The organism is Chryseobacterium sp. (assembly GCF_022869225.1).
Lineage (GTDB): Bacteria > Bacteroidota > Bacteroidia > Flavobacteriales > Weeksellaceae > Chryseobacterium.
Genome location: NZ_JALIHL010000001.1, coordinates 2,908,097 through 2,928,401, shown reverse-complemented (window position 1 = coordinate 2,928,401; position 20,305 = coordinate 2,908,097). Strand labels below are relative to the sequence as shown.

Genomic DNA, 20,305 nt, shown 5'->3' with positions numbered 1-20,305 from the left:
TATTTTAAAACATGAAAGAAGACATTTTAGATCATATAGAACTCCGTTCAGAAAGCGTACAGGATATTCTGACCCAGCCTCCTCATTGGATGATACGCTGGGGGAATACCATTATATTTATTATTCTCCTGCTCATTCTCATCATGAGTTATATTATTAAATATCCGGAATTCGTTCCTGCCCCCATTATTGTAACTTCACAAAATCCTCCGGAAAAAATTGAAGCAAGAACAAGTTCCAAAATTGAAAAGATTTTCATTAAAGACCATCAGGAAGTAAAAAAAGGAGATGTGCTGATGGTAATGCAGTCCGCAGCAAACTATAAAGATGTTTTGGAGCTGAAGAAGATGGTGGATTCCATTACGCCTAACAAGCTTTATTCTTTTCCTCTTTCTATCGCTTCCAGATTCAAGCTTGGTGAACTGCAGGGCGATTATAACAATTTTGCGAAGGCCTTTCAGGATGAGCAGCTTTTTACAAGGCTTCAGCCTTATGCTCCCGAGAATCTTGCGGCTAATCAGAGTATTTCTGAATACAGAATAAGAATTACCACTCTAAAGCAGCAGAAAAGCCTTGAACTGGCAAAATATGATCTGACAAAGAAAAATTTCCACAGATCCCAGGAATTATTCAATCAGGGAGTTATCTCTTCCATGGAGCTTGAAAATGAAAAAATAAAGTACCTTCAGGCCCAGCAAAACATTGAAAATTTAAACATTTCCATTTCTCAGATGGAAGAAGGGATTTCCAACCTTAATAAAACAAAAAGCGGAAGTGCTATCAATTCAGAAAAAGACAAAATCACCTATTCTTCCCAAACCTTACAGCTGTTTGAACAGCTTCGTAAATCTTTAAAACAGTGGGAGCAGACTTATCTTGTGATCTCATCTACCCATGGTGTTGCGAGCTTTCAACAGTTCTTCGGAGAAAACCAGTTCGTCAAGATGGGAGAAGCGGTGCTCTCTATCCTACCGAAAGATAAAGAGAAATTAGTAGGAAGAATGTCTGTTCCTACCGCGAATTCCGGGAAGATCATCCCCGGTGAAAAAGTGTTGATCAAACTTGACAATTACCGTTTTCAGGAATATGGTATTGTAGAAGGTAAAGTACAGAATATTTCTCTTATTCCCGATGAAAAAGGTAATTATTATGTAGATGTGATATTACCGAAAGGATTAAAAACAAGCTATAATCAAACGCTTACCTTTGATAAAGAACTTAGGGGCAATGCTGAAATTGTAACGCAGGACCTAAGGCTTATTGAACGGTTCTTCTACCAGATCAGAAAATTGCTTGGTTACCAAAGCTAAGCGCAATCATAAAACACTAAACCCGCTTTCTGCGGGTTTATTGTTTTATAGAGTCCGTTAATCTAAATTTTACCTGGAATGAATATCCGATCATGTTTGGGGTTTCTGAGCCTTTCTTACAAATGGGCCCTATTTGGCCGGTTTTAGAATCATTAAACCCAAAAGTATTATTCATACTGGTCAGAACTTAAAAATAATACTTCTGTAGGCGAATTAACCTATCACAGATAGCCGTATTATCTCTCTGCTCAAAAACGAAGCTAGAAAAGCTTTCAATTCTGATCTGAGCCTTTCAACATCATCCACAACCTGAAGTCTCACCTTATTGAGGTGCTGAGAATGGTATTTTAAAAATCCGGTTTAATTTCTCGAGAATAAATTGAGGGAAGTATATAAAAGAAAAAAGGAAAAGCATATGATGCTTTTCCTTATCGCTGTAGCGAAGACGGGAATTGAACCCGTGACCTCAGGGTTATGAATCCTGCGCTCTAACCGACTGAGCTACCTCGCCTTTTTGGTGGTGCAAATATAGAAAATATTTCTTTACCTCCAAAATTATTTTACCTTAAAATATTCCAAAACATCTCCAACATGATCTGGTTTGCTGATTATCTTATTGTTAGCATCTAAAATAAAATACGTCGGAGTTGCATGAATATTGTAGGTATCCACATAAGAACTGTTCCATCCTCTCAATTCTGAATCATTGACCCAAGGAAAAGCAGCGATCTTGGTGGTATATGAATTCTTGTCAACATCCATAGACAGCCCTACAATCTGTATATTTTTTGCTTTTAAGTCATTGTATTTTTCAAGGAGTTTCGGCAGTTCACTTTCGCAGTGAGAACATGTAGATGACCAGAACACAATAACCTTTTTATCAGCCTTCACATCATACAGTGATTTTGCCGTAGTATTAGCCGGTGCCTGGAACTTATAATTAGGGAAAGAAGCCCCCATTTCCACATTGGCATTAGACTTTAAGGTAGAAGCCAGCCTGTCATTGATGGTACATTTAAGATTCTTAGCCATGCTCAGATATTTATTCTTAAACTCATCCATCTGGTACACATCAAAGATATCGATCAATTCTGACAATACGGTCTGTCCTCTTGGAGTTTCCACCTTTAAACGGTCTAAAAGCTTGTCTACAGAGCTTCCTACATTCGCATTCCCTCCTGAATTAAGGTAAGCCACCAATACAGGTCTCAGCAATGATGAGCTTTCAAGCATGTCGTTGGATTTATCCAGAAAGTTGATAATCTCCTCCTGATCCACTTTTTTAGCAGGATCCTGCGTATTGGACAGGAACTTATTATAATTGGTATTATAATATGAAATAAACGGGTGATTGGATGCATCGATTGGGGATGAAGTACCGTTAAGCCTTCCGATCTCAGCATTTAGAGCTTTCCCAAAATCAGTATTATCTTTGTAGTATTCTTTGATTTGAGTCAGGGCCGGAAGAATAAGTTCTTTTTTTTGTGAGCCTTCCTGCTGCTTGCTCATTAATTCATTGGCCTGATCAAGATAAAAAACATCCTTGATCTTATCCTTCTGAACATCCAGCTTTATATCGACGTTTTTATTTTCTGAAATAAAGTTCATGGTATTATTAGTCCCCGGAAAATAAACTTTCATCATTCCCATATAATGATTGGGATTCTTGAAAGTCCATGTATTATTCTTACGCTGTTCTTTGGTAACAATAATATCCTTTGAACCATTTAATGTATATAGAATAGCTTCCTGCTCTTTAAAATCTGCAGGAGCCTGAATAGTGACAGTAAATTGAGCCTGCAAAGAAAATGCGGCCAGAACCGCAGATAGTATATAAACCTTTTTCATATAGTAAAAATAAAAAAACTCTCTGACTAATCAGAGAGTTTACTATTATTTTAATAAAATTTTATGCTTTTTGACTTTTGTACTTTTTTGTAAAGATTACAATAAATGTAATTGCAACTGCAGAAAGTACATATACATACATATCAATCGGGGAAGCGGCTGAACCAGGACCTACCCCTCCGGTTCCACCACCTGGCGGAGGTGGTATATCATCTGCTTTCACCAGTAAGACTGCAAATAGGAATAAAGCAGCGGATATTAGTTTACTAATAGTTTTCATAAGTATTATTTTAAGATTTTAGTGTTGACAATTTCTCCTTTATCCGAAACAATTTTTACAATGTAAGAGTTTTTAATAGCACTGTCTAGTTCAATTACAAAATCTCTTGATGCATCAACTGCTTTTTTGGAGATAACCAGTTTACCACTCATATCATAAACTTCAATATCTGCTTTCTTCCAGTTTGGATCAAATCTAACAATGTAGTTTGTAATCTGAGGATTATATACTACCATTGTTCTGGAAGGTGTTTTTTCTGTATCTTTAGCTGCTAGTGTAGAATTAATTGGCTCGCCATAATAAAGATCATAAGATGAAGTTGCTACAGAAATAACATCTCCTTGTTTTGCCTGCTGTGCAGTACCATTGGATGCTTTATAATAGAATCCGATTCCTGCAGACAATTGGTGTACTCCCGCAGGAATCAATTCACCATTTTCTCTGATCTCAAATTTATATGACTTAACCTTATCTGTTTTATAGTTTACTAACTTAACATTCTTGCCAAGGAAGTTTGTTTCGTTAGCTTCGTTAATATACAACCAGTATTGTGATGTATAGTTTGGATCATACCCCCCATTTAAAGCTTCTTCAAATGTTCCGATCATATCAGCGTTAGATAACGTAGCCTGAACTGAAGTTGCCACAGAATTCTGGTGTCCGGTAGTTGCAGTAGGAGAAACCACATAATATGTTCTTGCGATCTCTTTTCCACTAGAATCTAAACCAATTACACCAAGCTGTTTAACAGTCCCAGTTGCTGTTTTTACGTTTCCGTTTTGTGCTACTCTTGCAGCATTTACGCTATAATCAGTACCTGCAGCTCTCACTGTTCCGCTAAATCTTCTTAGCGTATTAAAGTTTAAAGTCTGAGGTGTATTATCTCTCAGTTTCAGTACGAAAGTCTGCATAGGTTTGATGATCAATCCTACATCCCCTACAGGAGCTCCTGTAGTAGGATCAAAAGTCTGGATCAATGCTCCAGTACTGTACGCGTTTCCTCCAGATCCCACAGTAACCACTCCCGGATCGTATCTTACTCCCCAGATATTGCTAATGCTGTTTCCATCAGTTACCCCAAGATTCTCCGAATACCCTATTCTGGATAAATCCAGATTAGTAAAGAAAGGATTTCCATACTGATAAATATTTTTACCAAAGGTATTATTCCATGGAGAGACAGAAGATTCAAACTGGTCCTGAAGGTAAGAGTTATATTTTTCGTTATACCCGTTGATGTTATTACCTCCTGTACCAAAGTTAGGGGTTCCTGCTCCCTGAAGATTCACTGCGCTGGCAAATGAAGCATTAGGACGACCGTTAAGATTGTAAACAGTCCCAACAGGTGGGGTACTTGTATCCAGGTTATTGTTAAGGGATCCGAACATGTAATACCCTGCAGCGTCTGCAGTGGTAACATTCAGATTTGCAAAATCATCCGCTACAGCGTTAGTATTATTCCATTTCAGAATTTCATTTCCGCTTCTTCTTACGGTATTAAATGTTTTTCCGAATTCTGTAGAGAAGGTTGCCAGTACCTTATTGTAGAAAGGTACAGCTAACTGCTGGTAAAACTTACTTACAGTATTATCACCATGCTTCTTACTTCTGAATTCTTTCGTTACGACACCTGTAATATTAGACTGGGATAATCCGTTGATATACAGCTGACCATACGTAGAAGTGTCATAAGTGGCTGGGGTATTCAACCTTAAAATAATATTGCCCCCATCGGTTTTATCCGCGCCGGAAGCATCTATTGTTTTTAAAGCGTCTCCGGCACCTCCTTCGACCATTATGTTTCCGTGTACATCCAAAAGGCCGTTGCCTTTCGTTTGAACACCACCACCACTATAAACTAGGGTGCCTTCGCTCACATACATATTAGCATTAGTGTCAACATGACATAGTATCTGCGCCTGAACAGAGTAACTAATTGCTAAAAGACCTATAGCAAATAAACTTTTTCTCATTGTATAAATTATTTGTGTGTTAATACAATCTTCACCCGCAAAGGTATTATTTTTTTCTTTAAAAAAAAAACATTTTATCTAATAATCAAAATATTATCTTCTGTCAGGACAATCTTTTTCTCTTCTCCAATGTCAAACATATAGTCTTCCAAAACTTTCTCAGTGGTTCCTCTGAGGCCTCTTGCGCCGAGTCCTTTTTCGATGGTTTCTTCCACAATTTTTTCAATGGCTCCATCCGTAAAGACTAAATCTGTTCCATCCATTTTGAACAGTTCAACAAATTGGTTCACGATTGAATTTTTAGGCTCTTTCATAATCCTTACCAGGGTTTCTTTGGTAAGCTTATCAAGGTAAGTAATGATTGGAAATCTTCCTAAAAGTTCAGGTATTAGCCCGAAAGAACGAAGATCGATGGCATTAATATTAGTTAATACATATTCATCTTCATCTACTTTATTGATTTTTTCAGAGCTAAATCCTATAGCCTGCTTATTCATCCTTCTCTCAATGATTTCTTTGATCCCGTCAAAAGCTCCTCCGGCAATAAAAAGGATATTCTGAGTATTCACCTGAATATATTTCTGGTCGGGATGCTTTCTTCCTCCCTGAGGCGGAACGTTTACAATACTTCCTTCCAGCAGTTTCAGCAGCCCCTGCTGTACGCCTTCACCGGAAACATCCCTTGTAATACTTGGATTATCTGATTTTCTTGCAATCTTATCAATCTCATCGATAAATACAATTCCTTTTTCTGCTTTTTCCACATCATAATCCGCCACCATCAGCAGCCTCGACAGGATACTTTCAACATCTTCCCCTACATAACCTGCCTCAGTAAGAATCGTTGCATCTACGATACAGAACGGAACATTAAGTTCGCGGGCAATGGTTTTGGCCAGGAGCGTTTTCCCGGTACCGGTCTCCCCTATCATAATGATATTGGATTTTTCAAGCTCTACTTCTCTGTTTTCGTCCTGAGCATGAAGCAATCTTTTATAATGATTGTATACTGCAATAGAAAGCTGCTTTTTAGCCTGATCCTGCCCGATCACATACTGATCAAGAAATCCTTTGATCTCTTTTGGCTTTTTAAGCTCCTCCATATTATCTGCAGGCGAATATCCTGTTTTGGAAACACTGTCTTTTACAATACTGTGTGCCTGTTCTATACAATTTTCACAAATAAAACCGTTCTGCCCGGAAATAAGCATCTGCACTTCATTTCTTTTCCTGCCGCAGAAAGAACATTGGTTTGAATTCATAATATATATAATGTATATGTTAAAGAAAATCGTAAAAAATTACTTTTTTACGATTTCCGGTTTTTTAAGAATTAATAATTGAGTTTTGAATCTCGGTATATTCTTCGTTCGTTAATTTTAATCTTTCATTTCTGAAGTTCATATCCTCCATCTTATTTAAAGGGATCAGATGGATGTGGGCATGAGGAACTTCAAGTCCTACTACCGCTACTCCTACTCTTACACATGGAATTGCAGTTTTGATCTTCCTGGCTACCTGCTGGGCAAATCCCCAAAGGTTTTTGTATTCTTCACTTTCAAGATCAAAAATCAAATCCACTTCTTTTTTAGGGACTACCAAAGTATGTCCTTTCACCAAAGGCATTGCGTCTAAAAATGCAATAAAGTTTTCATCTTCCGCAATTTTATAAGAGGGAATTTCGCCATTGATGATTTTTGTGAATATAGTGCTCATTTCGTTGAGAAGTTAATGGTTTAGATAGATTAGAAGTCAGAAATGGAAGGGTATCAGACTATAGAGAAATGTCTAATACTTCAAAAGACAGTTTGTTTCCGTTAGGTAAAGTAATTTCTGCAGTTTCTCCTACAGCTTTTCCCAGCAGACCTTTTGCAATCGGTGTATTGACAGAAATCTTTCCTGTTTTTAGATCGCTTTCATTATCAGGGACCAATGTAAATACCTGCTCCTGTTTTGTCGCGTTGTTTTTAAGCTTCACCGTTGTTAAGATAGAAACTTTTGAAGTATCTAGTTGACTTTCGTCTATGATTTTGGAAGTTGCAATCACATCTTTCAGCTTGGAAATTCTCATTTCAAGCATTCCCTGAGCCTCTTTAGCAGCATCATATTCTGCATTTTCAGACAAATCTCCTTTGTCTCTTGCTTCTGCGATCTGCTGAGTGATTTTTGGTCTTTCCACAGTTTCCAATTGTTCCAGCTCAGCTTTCATTTTCCCTAGTCCCTCCTTGGTTACATAGCTTGCCATAATTTTCAAAATTTAGTTTTAGTATAAAAAAATAATCCGACATTTGCCGGACAATGTTTTCGTGTTGTAATCGTTTAATTTTTACAAATATATAAAAATTTAAATTGAAATGAAAAAAACTTTTTCAATATTATCTATTTTTACCCTATTGATTTTCAGTGGATTATATATCAACTCTTGCGGAAGCAGAGAAGACACCGTAAACTGCTTTCCCAATAACCCGATCAATGTTTCCCTGAATTTGAACCTGCCGGGTTATAATGCTCTGAACTATGATAACGGCTGGATTTACGTTAATGAACAACAGTCAGGATCAAGAGGCCTGATCGTTGTCCGGGTTGGAGATTCATTTAAGGTATATGACCGCAATGCCCCGCATATCTGCCCGGATACCAACACTACGCTTGAAGTGAAAGATAATATCGCAATTTTATGCCCAAAGGACAATACCAAATGGATCCTGAGAACGGGACAGCCGGAATCAGGCTCCAAAACCTCCCTTCCTCCTAAGACCTACCCTTACAATTATGATCCCATGACCAAAGTGTTAAATATTTATTATTAGAAATTTTAACCCTAACAAAACCACTCTGAAATTCCAGCGTGGTTTCTTTTTTTTCAATTCTGTACTTTACCTTTCTATAAGATTATTATTCTTTTTGTTTACTTCTATGAATCGCTCTTTTTTTATTCTATCCATACTTCTTTCCGGATAAGGATTATTTCTAAATTCTTCCCGCGTCTGAATATTGTTCCCTGGTAAAAGGTATTCTTTTTTGAAGCGGCTTTATTTCCAGATGCTTTTTTATGGCTACTGCCTTAAAAATATCATAGCCTTTTTCATCACTAAGCTCTAAAATGAGACCTGGTATCCCTTTCAATCTATAAGGAACCTTCTGAAATGGGAATTTCTTTGGTATACCAAGCTATATATGCTCTACCATTGAATAGTACAGAGGCTTTATTGCACTTATATCCTAACATATTTTTTGTACCTATAAGATTAGTATTCCAATAAAGAGCATCAGTTTTAAAAGTAAATAAATCTCTTCCTATTTGACTGGAAACCAAGACATCATTATTGTTATGAAAAACAGAATGTTTAATCTTAGGCAAAGAAAAATCTTTCCCATTTATTTCAACCATAGTATTTGAATGCAGAGCCATATCCATTTTTTTTCACGATGTCTAAGGCTTGTTGGTATTTATCACTATAATAAATAGAAGAATTTTTATTTATAGCTAAAATCATTAATTCACTGCTTTTTTTATCTCCTTGCGTTGTATCTCTGGCAGACTCATAATTATATCCAGTATATCAGATACGTTTTTTTGCGCTGCCTGCTGACAAAAAGTTATAATCGGAATAAGTAGGAAAAAGAATTTGATAAATTTCACAGTTCAAATTTCAAAAGTTTTAAACCTGCCACTCTCCATCAACTGATGCATTACAAAAGTCTTCCATATTAGCTAACTCTACTAAAAGACAAGAAGGATCATCTTGGGCAGTTAAAGTAATATCCGGAACATATCCACAAGACGATTCAAGTCTTATCGGATTATAGTATTTCACAGCTTGTTTTTTACCAGACTTCTCAACAGTAGAAATACTTTTTGCTGTTTCTAATTTTGTTTCTTTTACTCCAGGATTTTTAGCACTTACTAAACCTGCAACTCCTACAACTGCAACAAAGATAATTTTTTTATGACATTGTACTTTATTGTGTTATAGAGTTCAAAACTAATTACAGATTTCTCAAAGCATCATGAAATATTGAATAAAAACAGTACTTTTACGCATAAAAATATCTATAATATAAATAGAGTTGGTTCTAAAATTAGAAAATTAGGTGAAGAGAAAAGCATTAAACAGGAATATATTGCTAACGAACCAGAAATTTTCCAAAGTAACTATGGCAGGTTGGAAAAGATGACAGCAGGCTTACGGTACCGAAATTACAAAAGACCGCCGAAGTATTGAATGTTTCCATCTCTATTCTGTTTGGGGAAAAGGCTGCTAACATTATCCATGAAAATCATGGACATAATGCACAAAATGGAACAATGATCATACATAACGAAAAAGACCATATCGAAAGCGTAAAGGAAGAAATTATTTTTCTAAGAGAAATGCTAGAAGAAAAAAACAAATAAAATGAAGATTGTTATACAGAGAGTTTCTGAAGCCAGTGTAAAAGTAGACGGAAAAACCGTTGGTGAAATAGGAAAAGGAGTAATGATCCTGGCAGGCATTGATGAAAATGATGAAAAGACAGATGCCGACTGGCTGGTACAAAAGATTTTAAATCTCAGAATCTTTGGTGATGAGGAAGGAAAACTTAATCTTTCAGTAAAGGATATTTCAGGAGAAATTCTTTGTATCAGCCAGTTTACATTGATTGCTGATTATAAAAAAGGTAACCGTCCGTCTTTTATAAAAGCAGCCAAACCGGATAAAGCAGTTCCTTTATTTGATTATTTCAAAGAACAGCTGGTCCGGTCAGGGCTAAAAACCGAAAGCGGAATTTTCGGGGCCGATATGAAAGTGTCCCTGACCAATGACGGCCCGGTTACCATCGTCATGGATTCGGTCACAAAAGGCTGATGCAGAAGAAAAGGTAAAACCAGCTTATTCTCTGGTTGATATTTTCAGGCCTATCAGAAGAATATTACTGCAATTGAAATATATGGACTAATAAAAACGTCTATCAACAAGATTGATAGACGTTTTTTCAATAAATATCTGTAAAGACCTATTGTGCAGGAACACTGCTGAAATTAAGTGCTACCTTAATATTCATATCTGAAGTGGTCTGGTTTTTCAACTCATACACCGTTCTTACGGTAAGTCCTGAACTTTTTACGACATCATCCAAAAATCCGGTATCATTCAGATCTAAATTTAAGCTGGATGAATTGGAAGATATATTGGAACGTGATGCAATAAGCCTTTCATTGCTTCCACTGGATGAAACATATATTTTAATAGATTTAAAAGCGCTTAAAGTACCTCCGGAAGGAGATGCCACAGATATTTTTGCATCAGAAATTCTTACATCTTTAATCTTAGCATTATTATTTCCTCCAAACCAGGTTTGTACGTTGGTAGCCGTTGACGTAGAAGAAACTTCCTTATCAGCAGGCACTCCTGTAGAAACCAGGACATTCGCAGTGTATGGAAAGGTATTCTGAACCAGTGACTGTACGGTACCGCAGCTTACAAGCACAGCTGAAGCCGCCATTGCTGTTATAACTATATTTTTCATAATATTAAATTTAAACTTTACAATCTATGTTGCAGAAACTATACCAAATTGGAGGTTCCCTATTCTACGCTCACCGTAAAGCTTCCTTTTGTATTTCCGGACGCCATATTGCTTTTCCCAATGATCAGCCATACTTCCCCTTTTCCCGGAGTTTCATAGGTAATTTCTCTTCCGAAAGGCCCGTCATAATCCCCGTTGGGAAGTTTTATCTGATTAAAACGGATGTTAAAATCTTTCTCTTTTGTAGAGATTTTTGCTTTGATATTCGACTGGTCATAATGGGTCAGCTTTAACACCAATTCCTGACCGTCTTTTGTAAATTCTTCCCCTAAAGTGAAAGGAAGCTGGGAGGCATCAGCTGTTCTTACGATCTGTCCGTCTTTTTCATTTCTCATGACCCCTTTGCGGAGAACTTCTTTGGTAGCCGGAGCATTGTTAATGATTGAATCTCTTTTTTTCAATGCCGCAGAATCCGGCTTCGTTACAGAATCCGGCATCTCTGTTACGACGGTAGAATCTTTATCTTGTACAGCGGTCACGGCAGGGTCTTTTTTACAGGAAATGATAATCAATGGAATTAACAATACGCTTTTTTTCATAACAATTAATTTTAAGAATGTGATCCATTTTGAATACCGGAGATCAGATACTTCATCCATAGATAAAGAGCTTTTCCTCCCTCTCCAAAATTCCGTTATTCACAACTCTGGTTAATAAAAACTTTTAAATGCTAAAATTGTTCCACTCTTTTAATGATGTATTTTTTCCGGCAGCACCAGCTTTTCATTATTGCCTTTCACCCATTTAAATGTGAAATACATAAAATTAAGCATCACTCCCATTAAAACCGTGACACCCCATGTTTTGGTGTACTCCATAGGATAGATAAACCGTACCACAATATCATTGAATAACCCAAAGGGATTATTGAGCACATCCCAGCTGTTCCACCTTAGAAACCTTCCGAGATACACCCCAAAGCTGCTCGTAAAAAGAAAAAGAATAACCATCCCGTTGATGATCCGTCCCCTGCAATAAAAAAAAGCCGGGTTTCAATATCATGAAGACTTATAAAACCACAGATCAAACCGGCCCAGGCATAGGACAGTATGACAATCAGGTCATACCAGATGGGAATTGAATTTCTTACCTTTAAATGAAAAAGATCAGTAAGAATATAAGGCGAATTGGGGAAAAATAAAATCCAGACCACAATGATCAGTGATAACAAAATTTTGCTTTTGATATTGAAAGTAATCATAAAAGTAGTCAGCCCTAAAGGGATCCAGGCCAGAAACAAATTCCAGTTGAGAAAGAAAAATACTTTCGTTTCCGTAATATAGTATCTGAAAAGGGACAGGCTGAGACAAAATAAAGTCATGAATAGTAACAGCGATGTTATTTTAACCCTCGAAGATTCAATATGCTTTTTCATGCCTGATGCTATTGTATCGTTTGATAATAAATGATCTTTGAAAAGAAAGTTTTGGATCTTTCATATTTAATTTTCTTTTCCAGATTCTTTTTAAGCTGCAGATTATTTTTCTCCCTGGCGTATTTCAACAGTTCTTTTTCACTGAAGTTGACTGATTCCAAATGATAATCAACAGTAAAATCTTTACGCTTCATATTTTGGGATGTGATAAAGCCTCCCCAGTTGACCACGCTGCACACCACAATAGTTCCATAGAAATACCACGCCATTGTATTGAACAGGAAGGCGTTTCTTTTTTGTCTTTTAATTTTAATATAGGTTAAAATCAGCCCGATCAGGGATAAAATCAGAAAAGCAAAAACCCCGAGTCTTTTATAGGTGAATGCATAATTAACGATATATTCATAGTTTTTTGCGGCAGCTGAAAGAACAAGAACAGCATTCAGGAAGATCCAGATTTTGGCAAGGATTTTCATCAGACCGGCCTTAGGATCAAAATTAAACCCGGATTTAAAATAAAAGAGGATCACCAGGATCGCCATGATGATAGACATGATCACAGCATTTACCCTTTGATGGGTTTCTTCTGAAAGCTGAACGGGCGTTTTGGGCAGTTCATAGAACTGTTCATAGTTATAGGTGATGATAAAAAAGACCAGCAAAATATTAAGTGAAAAGAAAGAAATCACTCCGCTCATCCTTTCAGAGCTAAGGTCGAGGAAAGAATAGGTGGCTTTTGGAGCTTGAGCATCTTTTTGAAAATCATTGTTCAGGACATGGTGTTTTTTATAGATCAGCTTTTCAACGGTGAAGTTCCAATAATTAAAGGCAATAAAAAATCCCATAACAGAGAGACAGAAGACCTGCCACAGATTGATGTCCAGTTCATAACCGGTAAAAAGAGCGGCAAAATGATCACTTCCCGCTGAATATATTCCGAAAAAAACAGATACCAGCAAAAGCGGGATCAGGATAAAAGCCAATGTCTTCTGCCATAATCCGGAGACATTTCTTTGAGGCAGCCATTTATCAAAGTCGAAAAACCTGCAGAATGAGGTAAAACCGTTCAGGATAAAAACCGGAATCAGAAAAAGTATTTTCATTTTGCTGTTCTTTGATTTGTAGGAAAGTAAGAGAAGTGAACTTACAACTGCCAGAAAGGATGAAAAGTCTCCATACCATGCGAAAGCCATACTCGATAGAATACTGGTTCCGAAAAGAGTGTACAGGGTTCCGGTTTTATTTTTTCCGGCAGTTTTGTACAGAGTCAGCACCGCATAGATCATTCCCAGAATTCCAAGATTCAGCCCCATATCCTGGTCATAAAATACGATAACAAATAAGGCAGCTGTAAGAAATATATAATGATGTGTTTTCATGTGATTAAAAAATTTAAAAATTAAAAATTGAAAGATTACAGGGTGACCGCAGCCTGCTGCCAGGTAAATCTGGGCATAATAAAGAGGGATAACAGCGTAATGTTGACCAGCAAAAAGGATATGGTGAATGACCTTTTACCCAGCGGGCTGAATTTTATTTTTCCCATATTATAAGCTTTAATAAAGTACAACGGCATCCTTCTGTTGAATAAAGTCTTTCAGATGTTCAAAATTCTGCCACAGGAGCTCTTCAAAATCCCAGTGATGGAATGTTCTCATATTCTGTCCCTTTTTGTATGCTTTGGTATAAATTGCAGCATATTCAGGCAGGATAACCGTTCCCAACACGATAGCAGCCAAAAGATGTGCATTGAGTTTTCCGTTTCCCAGCAGAAGGTACTGCATGGCGACTTCATCTTCAAAGTTGGTTCCGCAGCCGGTAATCAGATGGTGAACATCGTGATTTTCCATTTTAGGGATCATAGAAAAGCCATGCTTTCTGTAAAATTCACCCAGTTTTCTTCCCAGGGAATCTTCCTGAAAACTCAGCAGCTGCTTTTCATTGAACTGCCATTGTCTTTTTTTCTTTTTAAAATATGTTCTGTATAATTTTTGAGTTTTATCATACACAAAAAGCAGAAAGCGAACGCGTATTTTTTTCATAATGTATTATTTAAAAAAGATAAATTTTATAGTTGTAAAGAACTGCAATGAGATATCAGAGGTAAGCTGATGGATTGCAGAAAAGCCATGCTCTTTGAACGGTCAGTAATTCCATACGCCGTCAATCCGGCTGCCGTCATTCATCAGTCAGCATTTTCCATGATTTTGTCATTGAATTAAAATATCCGGAATCGTTTTTATGTATAGAGGCTGATTCCTATTACAGCGTACAGAACAGCAATGGGGATATTGATGAGCAGAATACCAACCGCTTTGAGGCAGGCCTTAGATTTAGCTTTATTGATCATGCCATAGATCAATAATCCCAGTACAAAGAATAGGTTTAGTATGCTTCCAAAGATGATCAAGAGATATCCTCCTGCAGCAAATGCTTCCAGCTTTGTGAGCAGTCCGCCTAAAAGACAGATGCTCCCCATCACAAAAAATAACCCGAATACATATTTACCTGAGTCTACAATTTCCTGGTCTTTCATAGTGTATAGTTGTTATAAGTTAATATATATTTAAATACAAAGAACTTTGAATTACAAAGTATAATTTCAAAAAAATATAAGACTACCGTCCCAATAATTTTTCAAGTGCATCCAGATGTTCTGTAAATGCCTGTCTGCCACTCTGGGTCACGCGGTACGATGTCTTAGGCTTCTTTCCTACAAATTCTTTCTTTACCTCGATGTACCCAACTTTTTCCAATGCATTGCTGTGGCTCGCCAGATTACCGTCCGTGATCTCAAGCAATCCTTTCATTTCTGAGAAATCAACCCAGTCATTCACCATAAGAACAGACATAATGCCCAGTCTTACACGACTTTCAAATTCTTTATTGAGTTGATTTATTTTTATCATAATAAGGTAATAGGAGCAGATCGTAAGCGGCAGATTGCTGAAACCGCACCGGAAGAACTGCAAATTTAGGTTTTATTTATATTTTCTGTGCATAATAAGTCCGTAAACAATATGCAAAATCCCAAAGCCTACCGACCAGAAAAGAAGTCCCCACCCTAAAATAAATGAGGCGACCAATCCTAAAACGATCTCGCAATATCCCAAATATTTTACATCCGGTAAAGTATATCTTTCAGCACTCACTAAGGCTAATCCGTAGAAGATCAACGTCACAGGGGCAATCCAAACAAATAATTCATGAGCGATAAGGGCCGAGCAAAAAATTCCTCCTGCAGCTAAAGGAACTGCAAAATTGACTAAAAGTCTTTTTGTTGTCGCATCCCATATTTTCAGCCCCTTCTTCTTACTTTTATTCGCTGTAAAAACATATCCGCTGAAAACGGCTACAACTAACACAATAAGTCCTGTCAGTATTAATTCCTGAACCAGGGCAGGTGTATAGCTGACTTTTCCTCCATGAATATAACTTACTTTCTCCCTTTCCATAGCGTAGTACACATAACCGGCACCCACAAGTGCTGTCACGCCGGCGACAACTCCGGATAATCCGCTCAAAGAAATAAATCTGGAAGACCGCTCCATCATGGAACGGATATGGGATAAATCTTCGTGATAATTTTTTGTCTCCATAGAAAGAACTTTGAATTACAAAGTTATAATTTTTTCTGAACCCTCAAAATATTTTTTAAAGTTTGTGATCATTATTTTGCTAAACAACACGTATATAAAGTGTTTACAGCTTTCTCAAAATATCAGCATTCAAAGCATGATAGACAAACTCCCGGTAACGATCACCAATAGGAAGCTCGATTTTCCCGATCTCAACATCATTTTTGGTGAAAGCGACAACTTTTTTCAGGTTTACCAGAAAGGAACGATGAATCCTCAAAAAACCCTTTCCTGAAAGTTCTTTTTCCAGATCACTGATCTTATATTTTGAAATTACAGTTCCTTCTGTTGTAAATATTTTGACATAGTCTCTGGCGCTTTCTATATATAAGACCTCTTCAACATGCAATCGTAGATATCTATGTCCTGATTTCACATAGAAACACAAATCTGCTTCAGGTAAAATTGCAGAAGTTTTTTCTTCAATGGAAGCGTTTCTCAGATATCTTTCAACCGCTTTAAAAAACCGTTCAAAAGTTATGGGTTTCAGCAGGTAATCCACAATATCCAGATCATATCCTTCTAGTGCATATTCCCGGTACGCGGTGGTAATAATAGTGCTGGGAGGATTGTTCAATGTCTTCAATAGCCCTAATCCGGTAATCTTCGGCATCTGAATATCTAAAAACATCAGATCAAAATGTGTTTGTTTCAACATTTCTAAAGCTTTAACTGCATTAGAACATGTTGCCGTTACTTCCATAAAATCGAGTTGTCTAATATGGCTCTCCAATAATGCGATTGATAAAGGCTCATCATCTACCAGTAAACATTTAATTTTCTTCATGGATTTATTTATTTTCAAAATTGGCACATTCAGAATTTACTTACGTATATATAACATTCTGATCTAAGGGAGATCTCAGAATTAAAGTTACTTTAAATTTTTCTTTCTGATCCTCAATAATGAGCTGATAATTTTCCCCATAGATAAGTTCCAATCGCTGTTTAAGGTTTACCAAGCCTATTCCTTTATTTTTTTTATCAATTTTTTGGTCAATACTCAAGGGTACGGAATTTTCTACTTCGAATTCAAAAACAGAATTGTTTTGTATGGCTTTAATGTGGATATATGAGGAATTCAGATCATTGGAGACTCCATGTTTGAAAGCATTTTCAACAATTGAAAGCAGCACCAGCGGTGCAATTTCTATTTCATCAGGAGTATCGGTTTCAAAATTTAACTCCAAGTGATCACCATACCGCAATCTTTCCAGTTCAATATAATTTTGTAGCAATTCGATTTCCGAAGACAGGGGGACAAAAGGCTGATCACAGCGGTATAATATATAATCTAATAGATGGCTGAGCCGGGCAATAGCTGGGGATGCCGACTGAGACGAAGATAAGGACAAAGAATAAATATTGTTGAGTGTATTGAACAAAAAATGTGGATTGAGCTGTGTTTTCAAATGCTTTAATTCTGTTTCGGCTTTATCCTTTGCCAAAGTAAGAGTCAATTTTTGCATCTCAAATTGATCAATAAGTAATTTTACGAAAAGGAAAACCAATGCCACAGAAATATTACGGATGAAATAAATAAAAAATAATTTTTTAATATTGGTAAATATTTCAGTCAGGTTTTCATAGGGCTTTGGAGAAATTCCAACCAATGGCTCATGAATATAGATATTGATCATTCGGGAAACTACACAAATAATATACATTCCAACTATGAAATACAGCACCACTACCCCATATTTTTCGGTATTAAAAAGCATTGGAATGATGAAGTAAGCCAGAAAATAAGCTGTTATAATTTGAGTAATAAGGGTCAGCCCTAAAAAAACGGCTCTGGAAAATGACAAAAGGTTTTCATGCTCTGTATAGTTTTCACTTACGATGGAAAACATATAGATCCCTACCCAAAAAAGGATATGGCTAGCTATATGATGACGTTGGTGCAGGGATATAATCCCATCTAATAGTTTCATAGATTACAAGTTTACAATTTTTATAGCTTCAAAATACAAGTACATGACAAACAAGCAAAAACACTTGACGAACCCCTATTTTCTATCCACAAAAAGACTTCAACATACAGTAGTGGATATATAGCCCATTAAATACCCGGCTGATCGACTTTTTCAAAAAGGACCGTATACCTCTACCATCTTTGTGAAAAAATTAAATATATGAAACCTATTTTCGCTCTTATCATCACCCTGTTCTGTATAAAGTTATCCTTTTCACAAAAACAAGATACCCTAAAAGATAAGCAATCCCTTAACCAGATAGAAGCAATTGTTTTAAAAAGTCAAAAACCTATTATTGAACGGCAACTGGAAAAAACGGTATTTCAAGTGGAAAAGAGCATCACCAATACCGGAATCACGGTATTGGAAGTCATTCGTAAAATTCCAGGGATACAAATCAGCCAGGAGGGGCAACTATCACTAAACGGTAAAAATGGTGTGACGGTATTAATTGATGGTAAATCAACCTATTTATCAGCTGATGATCTTTCCATCCTATTAAACAGCATGCAGGCCTCAACATTACAAACAATAGAGGTCATGAGCAATCCTACATCGAAATATGATGCAGGAGGAAATTCTATCATTAATATTATAAAAAAGAAGAATTATACGGAAGGTTTCAGTGGAAGCATCAATGGAACTCTACGAAACGGGTATTATGGAGATTTTAATATAGGAACGGTTTTAAATTATCAGAATAAATATATTAATCTATCTTTCAATAATACTTATACTTTAACTAAGAGCTTTTTCAACCGTGACGTTACCAGCAATATCTTTAGCCATCAGTCTTTGCTGAAAAAACAGATCTCTGATAATGATAATATCAGTACCAACAGATCTTACCTTCCTTCTTTAAATGCAGATTTCTATCTTTCCAAAAAATCAACACTTTCTCTGAATTCCAGTTTGGCCGTACTATCCGGAAAGAGTCTCACCAGTTCGGATATGAACACATTCAATGGTCAGGATGATCTGATTGAAAAACAAGTTTTCAATGGTATTGGCAATTCTCATCCTTTAAATTTTTCTGCAGGATTACATTTTAATCATAAAATGGATACATTGAGTAAACAGATTTCTTTTGACATTAACTATTCCAGTTATGAGAACAGACCACAGCAGTTCAACAATACAATGATTAACTATTCAATACATGAGCAACCTTCTGAAAAAAATATTCTTCTAAATCAATATCGGAAACTCAATATTTATGCAATTAATGCAGATTATATTTATCCCTTGGCTAATAAAGGTAAATTAGAAACAGGTGTAAAGTTCAGTTATGTAAAAGTAAATAATGAAAACAGCTTTTATAATGTCATCGGAGGACAAAACAAAATTGATTCTCTTCAAAGCAGCTATTCCATCAATACGGAAAATATCAATGCCGCTTATATCAATTACAGCCAAACCTGGAAAAAAATTTCTATGCAGGCAGGTATTCGTTCGGAACAAACTGTTATGAGAGGGGAACGGTTTCCAGAACACCGGGTAGCTCAAAATTATCTTCAGATATTTCCGACTTTATTTCTGAGCTATACGTTAAATTCTGACAATAGTTTTATTTTACGAATGGGCAGGAGAGTTGAACGGGCTTCCTACTCTCAAATGGTACCTTTCAAAAGGCCGTTAACCCCTACTTTATATTTCCAGGGGAATCCGTTATTGCAACCGCAGACCTCTATTCATTCAGAAATCGGATGGACCTGGAAAAACTCTATTTTCCTGACCATGAGCTATGATGCTTACCGCAATTATATCCAGACTCTCCCTTATGCAGACAGTAACCAAACCACGATCACACGTATTCCTACCAATATTCGGGGAGTACAGGCCTGGAATATGGAGATTTCCTATTCAAAAAAAATATTGAACTGGTGGTCAGCGAATTACAGTATATCTTTATATCGTAACTATTTTAAAGGATCAGTTGAGCAATTCAGCCTGAATAATAACGGAATTACCTCTTTATCTTTAAATGCAAATAACAGCTTTACAATAAACAATAAATTTTCAATAGCGATAGATTTTGAACATAATTCCAGACGACAATTGGCAACCTCATCATTTGGTCCTTACTCAATCTTAAATATTGGTATTAAATACCAGATGCTGCATAATAAAGCAACACTCTCACTTGTTGGAAGTAACTTACTTCAAAGTGAGAGTCATGATGCTATTGATCATTATGAAAATCTGAATCAAAGCTCTTATTGGAATTATTATACGCGTTCCGTCAGATTAAGTTTCAATTATCGGTTTGGTTTGGGAAAATCAAGTTCTCAGAACAAAAGCAATTCCGAGGAACAGCAAAGAGCTGGTAATTAG

Annotated in this window: 21 protein-coding genes, 1 tRNA gene and 1 pseudogene; 5 read left to right on the top strand and 18 right to left on the bottom strand. The window is 36.5% G+C overall.

The window, feature by feature from the left end; genetic code table 11:
• Positions 1 to 11 precede the first annotated feature (11 nt).
• Positions 12 to 1,310, top strand: a complete 1,299-nt coding sequence (locus tag MUW56_RS13680) for an HlyD family efflux transporter periplasmic adaptor subunit (protein ID WP_292013704.1) — start codon at positions 12 to 14, stop codon at positions 1,308 to 1,310.
• Between the two features lie 437 nt (positions 1,311 to 1,747).
• Here the strand turns inward: MUW56_RS13680 and MUW56_RS13675 are convergent.
• The 7 genes from MUW56_RS13675 to greA all read right to left on the bottom strand — a co-directional run bounded on the left by MUW56_RS13675 (position 1,748) and on the right by greA (position 7,656).
• Positions 1,748 to 1,821: transfer RNA gene (locus MUW56_RS13675), tRNA-Met, on the bottom strand.
• 44 nt (positions 1,822 to 1,865) lie between these two features.
• A complete protein-coding gene (locus tag MUW56_RS13670) occupies positions 1,866 to 3,158 on the bottom strand; it encodes a TlpA disulfide reductase family protein (RefSeq protein ID WP_292013703.1) in 1,293 nt (430 codons plus the stop codon).
• 61 nt (positions 3,159 to 3,219) lie between these two features.
• Positions 3,220 to 3,438 carry a signal peptidase gene (locus MUW56_RS13665; RefSeq protein ID WP_292013702.1) on the bottom strand — a complete coding sequence of 73 codons (219 nt, stop codon included), beginning with the start codon at positions 3,436 to 3,438 and terminating at the stop codon, positions 3,220 to 3,222.
• 5 nt (positions 3,439 to 3,443) lie between these two features.
• Positions 3,444 to 5,411 (bottom strand): T9SS type A sorting domain-containing protein, encoded by a 1,968-nt coding sequence (locus MUW56_RS13660; protein ID WP_292013701.1) that lies wholly within the window; start codon positions 5,409 to 5,411, stop codon positions 3,444 to 3,446.
• 74 nt (positions 5,412 to 5,485) lie between these two features.
• Positions 5,486 to 6,673, bottom strand: a complete 1,188-nt coding sequence (clpX, locus tag MUW56_RS13655; RefSeq protein WP_292013700.1) for an ATP-dependent Clp protease ATP-binding subunit ClpX — start codon at positions 6,671 to 6,673, stop codon at positions 5,486 to 5,488.
• A gap of 64 nt (positions 6,674 to 6,737) precedes the next feature.
• Positions 6,738 to 7,127 (bottom strand): HIT family protein, encoded by a 390-nt coding sequence (locus MUW56_RS13650; RefSeq protein ID WP_292013699.1) that lies wholly within the window; start codon positions 7,125 to 7,127, stop codon positions 6,738 to 6,740.
• A 58-nt stretch (positions 7,128 to 7,185) separates the two neighbouring features.
• The gene (gene greA / locus MUW56_RS13645) at positions 7,186 to 7,656 is read right to left on the bottom strand and encodes a transcription elongation factor GreA (protein WP_292013698.1); all 471 of its coding nucleotides are present in this window, start codon (positions 7,654 to 7,656) and stop codon (positions 7,186 to 7,188) included.
• A gap of 109 nt (positions 7,657 to 7,765) precedes the next feature.
• On the opposite strand from greA, the gene MUW56_RS13640 reads away from it, so the two are divergent.
• The gene (locus MUW56_RS13640; protein ID WP_292013697.1) at positions 7,766 to 8,221 is read left to right on the top strand and encodes a hypothetical protein; all 456 of its coding nucleotides are present in this window, start codon (positions 7,766 to 7,768) and stop codon (positions 8,219 to 8,221) included.
• Between the two features lie 317 nt (positions 8,222 to 8,538).
• Here MUW56_RS13640 and MUW56_RS13635 read toward each other — a convergent pair whose 3' ends face one another.
• Positions 8,539 to 8,829: a GLPGLI family protein gene (locus MUW56_RS13635; RefSeq protein WP_292013696.1), complete on the bottom strand. Its 291-nt coding sequence runs from the start codon at positions 8,827 to 8,829 to the stop codon at positions 8,539 to 8,541.
• Positions 8,830 to 9,633: 804 nt separating this feature from the next.
• Here MUW56_RS13635 and MUW56_RS13630 point away from each other — a divergent pair.
• Together MUW56_RS13630 and dtd are read left to right on the top strand one after the other, a co-directional pair.
• Positions 9,634 to 9,810: a hypothetical protein gene (locus MUW56_RS13630; protein WP_292013695.1), complete on the top strand. Its 177-nt coding sequence runs from the start codon at positions 9,634 to 9,636 to the stop codon at positions 9,808 to 9,810.
• A 1-nt stretch (position 9,811) separates the two neighbouring features.
• Entirely contained in the window at positions 9,812 to 10,261 is a 450-nt protein-coding gene (gene dtd / locus MUW56_RS13625) for a D-aminoacyl-tRNA deacylase (RefSeq protein ID WP_292013694.1), read from the top strand.
• 148 nt (positions 10,262 to 10,409) lie between these two features.
• Here dtd and MUW56_RS13620 read toward each other — a convergent pair whose 3' ends face one another.
• The 10 genes and pseudogenes from MUW56_RS13620 to MUW56_RS13575 all read right to left on the bottom strand — a co-directional run bounded on the left by MUW56_RS13620 (position 10,410) and on the right by MUW56_RS13575 (position 17,929).
• Positions 10,410 to 10,922, bottom strand: a complete 513-nt coding sequence (locus MUW56_RS13620; RefSeq protein WP_292013693.1) for a hypothetical protein — start codon at positions 10,920 to 10,922, stop codon at positions 10,410 to 10,412.
• Between the two features lie 59 nt (positions 10,923 to 10,981).
• A complete protein-coding gene (locus MUW56_RS13615) occupies positions 10,982 to 11,521 on the bottom strand; it encodes a hypothetical protein (protein ID WP_292013692.1) in 540 nt (179 codons plus the stop codon).
• A 150-nt stretch (positions 11,522 to 11,671) separates the two neighbouring features.
• Positions 11,672 to 12,183: pseudogene (locus MUW56_RS13610) on the bottom strand (DUF1361 domain-containing protein).
• Between the two features lie 182 nt (positions 12,184 to 12,365).
• Positions 12,366 to 13,736: a DUF4153 domain-containing protein gene (locus MUW56_RS13605; protein ID WP_292013691.1), complete on the bottom strand. Its 1,371-nt coding sequence runs from the start codon at positions 13,734 to 13,736 to the stop codon at positions 12,366 to 12,368.
• Between the two features lie 177 nt (positions 13,737 to 13,913).
• On the bottom strand, positions 13,914 to 14,399 hold the full coding sequence (locus tag MUW56_RS13600; RefSeq protein ID WP_292013690.1) for a Coq4 family protein: 486 nt from the start codon (positions 14,397 to 14,399) through the stop codon (positions 13,914 to 13,916).
• Between the two features lie 197 nt (positions 14,400 to 14,596).
• Complete coding sequence (locus MUW56_RS13595; RefSeq protein WP_292013689.1) at positions 14,597 to 14,893, bottom strand: hypothetical protein; 297 nt, start codon at positions 14,891 to 14,893, stop codon at positions 14,597 to 14,599.
• 82 nt (positions 14,894 to 14,975) lie between these two features.
• On the bottom strand, positions 14,976 to 15,266 hold the full coding sequence (locus tag MUW56_RS13590) for a transcriptional regulator (protein ID WP_292013688.1): 291 nt from the start codon (positions 15,264 to 15,266) through the stop codon (positions 14,976 to 14,978).
• A gap of 72 nt (positions 15,267 to 15,338) precedes the next feature.
• Complete coding sequence (locus MUW56_RS13585) at positions 15,339 to 15,956, bottom strand: hypothetical protein (protein ID WP_292013687.1); 618 nt, start codon at positions 15,954 to 15,956, stop codon at positions 15,339 to 15,341.
• 103 nt (positions 15,957 to 16,059) lie between these two features.
• Complete coding sequence (locus MUW56_RS13580) at positions 16,060 to 16,782, bottom strand: LytTR family DNA-binding domain-containing protein (RefSeq protein ID WP_292013686.1); 723 nt, start codon at positions 16,780 to 16,782, stop codon at positions 16,060 to 16,062.
• A 40-nt stretch (positions 16,783 to 16,822) separates the two neighbouring features.
• Positions 16,823 to 17,929, bottom strand: coding sequence for a sensor histidine kinase (locus MUW56_RS13575; protein WP_292013685.1), 1,107 nt, complete (start codon positions 17,927 to 17,929; stop codon positions 16,823 to 16,825).
• Between the two features lie 201 nt (positions 17,930 to 18,130).
• Between MUW56_RS13575 and MUW56_RS13570 the strand changes: the two genes are divergently transcribed.
• On the top strand, positions 18,131 to 20,305 hold the full coding sequence (locus MUW56_RS13570; RefSeq protein ID WP_292013684.1) for an outer membrane beta-barrel family protein: 2,175 nt from the start codon (positions 18,131 to 18,133) through the stop codon (positions 20,303 to 20,305).

What these genes read in the sequence shown, in the direction of transcription:
- MUW56_RS13660 (WP_292013701.1), bottom strand. Translation starts at nt 5,411, where the DNA reads ATGAGAAAAAGTTTATTTGCTATAGGTCTTTTAGCAATTAGTTACTCT.
- MUW56_RS13650 (WP_292013699.1), bottom strand. Translation starts at nt 7,127, where the DNA reads ATGAGCACTATATTCACAAAAATCATCAATGGCGAAATTCCCTCTTAT.
- MUW56_RS13620 (WP_292013693.1), bottom strand. Translation starts at nt 10,922, where the DNA reads ATGAAAAATATAGTTATAACAGCAATGGCGGCTTCAGCTGTGCTTGTA.
- MUW56_RS13615 (WP_292013692.1), bottom strand. Translation starts at nt 11,521, where the DNA reads ATGAAAAAAAGCGTATTGTTAATTCCATTGATTATCATTTCCTGTAAA.
- MUW56_RS13585 (WP_292013687.1), bottom strand. Translation starts at nt 15,956, where the DNA reads ATGGAGACAAAAAATTATCACGAAGATTTATCCCATATCCGTTCCATG.
- MUW56_RS13575 (WP_292013685.1), bottom strand. Translation starts at nt 17,929, where the DNA reads ATGAAACTATTAGATGGGATTATATCCCTGCACCAACGTCATCATATA.
- MUW56_RS13600 (WP_292013690.1), bottom strand. Translation starts at nt 14,399, where the DNA reads ATGAAAAAAATACGCGTTCGCTTTCTGCTTTTTGTGTATGATAAAACT.
- clpX (WP_292013700.1), bottom strand. Translation starts at nt 6,673, where the DNA reads ATGAATTCAAACCAATGTTCTTTCTGCGGCAGGAAAAGAAATGAAGTG.
- MUW56_RS13570 (WP_292013684.1), top strand. Translation starts at nt 18,131, where the DNA reads ATGAAACCTATTTTCGCTCTTATCATCACCCTGTTCTGTATAAAGTTA.
- MUW56_RS13680 (WP_292013704.1), top strand. Translation starts at nt 12, where the DNA reads ATGAAAGAAGACATTTTAGATCATATAGAACTCCGTTCAGAAAGCGTA.
- MUW56_RS13605 (WP_292013691.1), bottom strand. Translation starts at nt 13,736, where the DNA reads ATGAAAACACATCATTATATATTTCTTACAGCTGCCTTATTTGTTATC.
- dtd (WP_292013694.1), top strand. Translation starts at nt 9,812, where the DNA reads ATGAAGATTGTTATACAGAGAGTTTCTGAAGCCAGTGTAAAAGTAGAC.
- MUW56_RS13580 (WP_292013686.1), bottom strand. Translation starts at nt 16,782, where the DNA reads ATGAAGAAAATTAAATGTTTACTGGTAGATGATGAGCCTTTATCAATC.
- MUW56_RS13670 (WP_292013703.1), bottom strand. Translation starts at nt 3,158, where the DNA reads ATGAAAAAGGTTTATATACTATCTGCGGTTCTGGCCGCATTTTCTTTG.
- MUW56_RS13635 (WP_292013696.1), bottom strand. Translation starts at nt 8,829, where the DNA reads ATGGATATGGCTCTGCATTCAAATACTATGGTTGAAATAAATGGGAAA.
- greA (WP_292013698.1), bottom strand. Translation starts at nt 7,656, where the DNA reads ATGGCAAGCTATGTAACCAAGGAGGGACTAGGGAAAATGAAAGCTGAG.
- MUW56_RS13595 (WP_292013689.1), bottom strand. Translation starts at nt 14,893, where the DNA reads ATGAAAGACCAGGAAATTGTAGACTCAGGTAAATATGTATTCGGGTTA.
- MUW56_RS13665 (WP_292013702.1), bottom strand. Translation starts at nt 3,438, where the DNA reads ATGAAAACTATTAGTAAACTAATATCCGCTGCTTTATTCCTATTTGCA.
- MUW56_RS13640 (WP_292013697.1), top strand. Translation starts at nt 7,766, where the DNA reads ATGAAAAAAACTTTTTCAATATTATCTATTTTTACCCTATTGATTTTC.
- MUW56_RS13590 (WP_292013688.1), bottom strand. Translation starts at nt 15,266, where the DNA reads ATGATAAAAATAAATCAACTCAATAAAGAATTTGAAAGTCGTGTAAGA.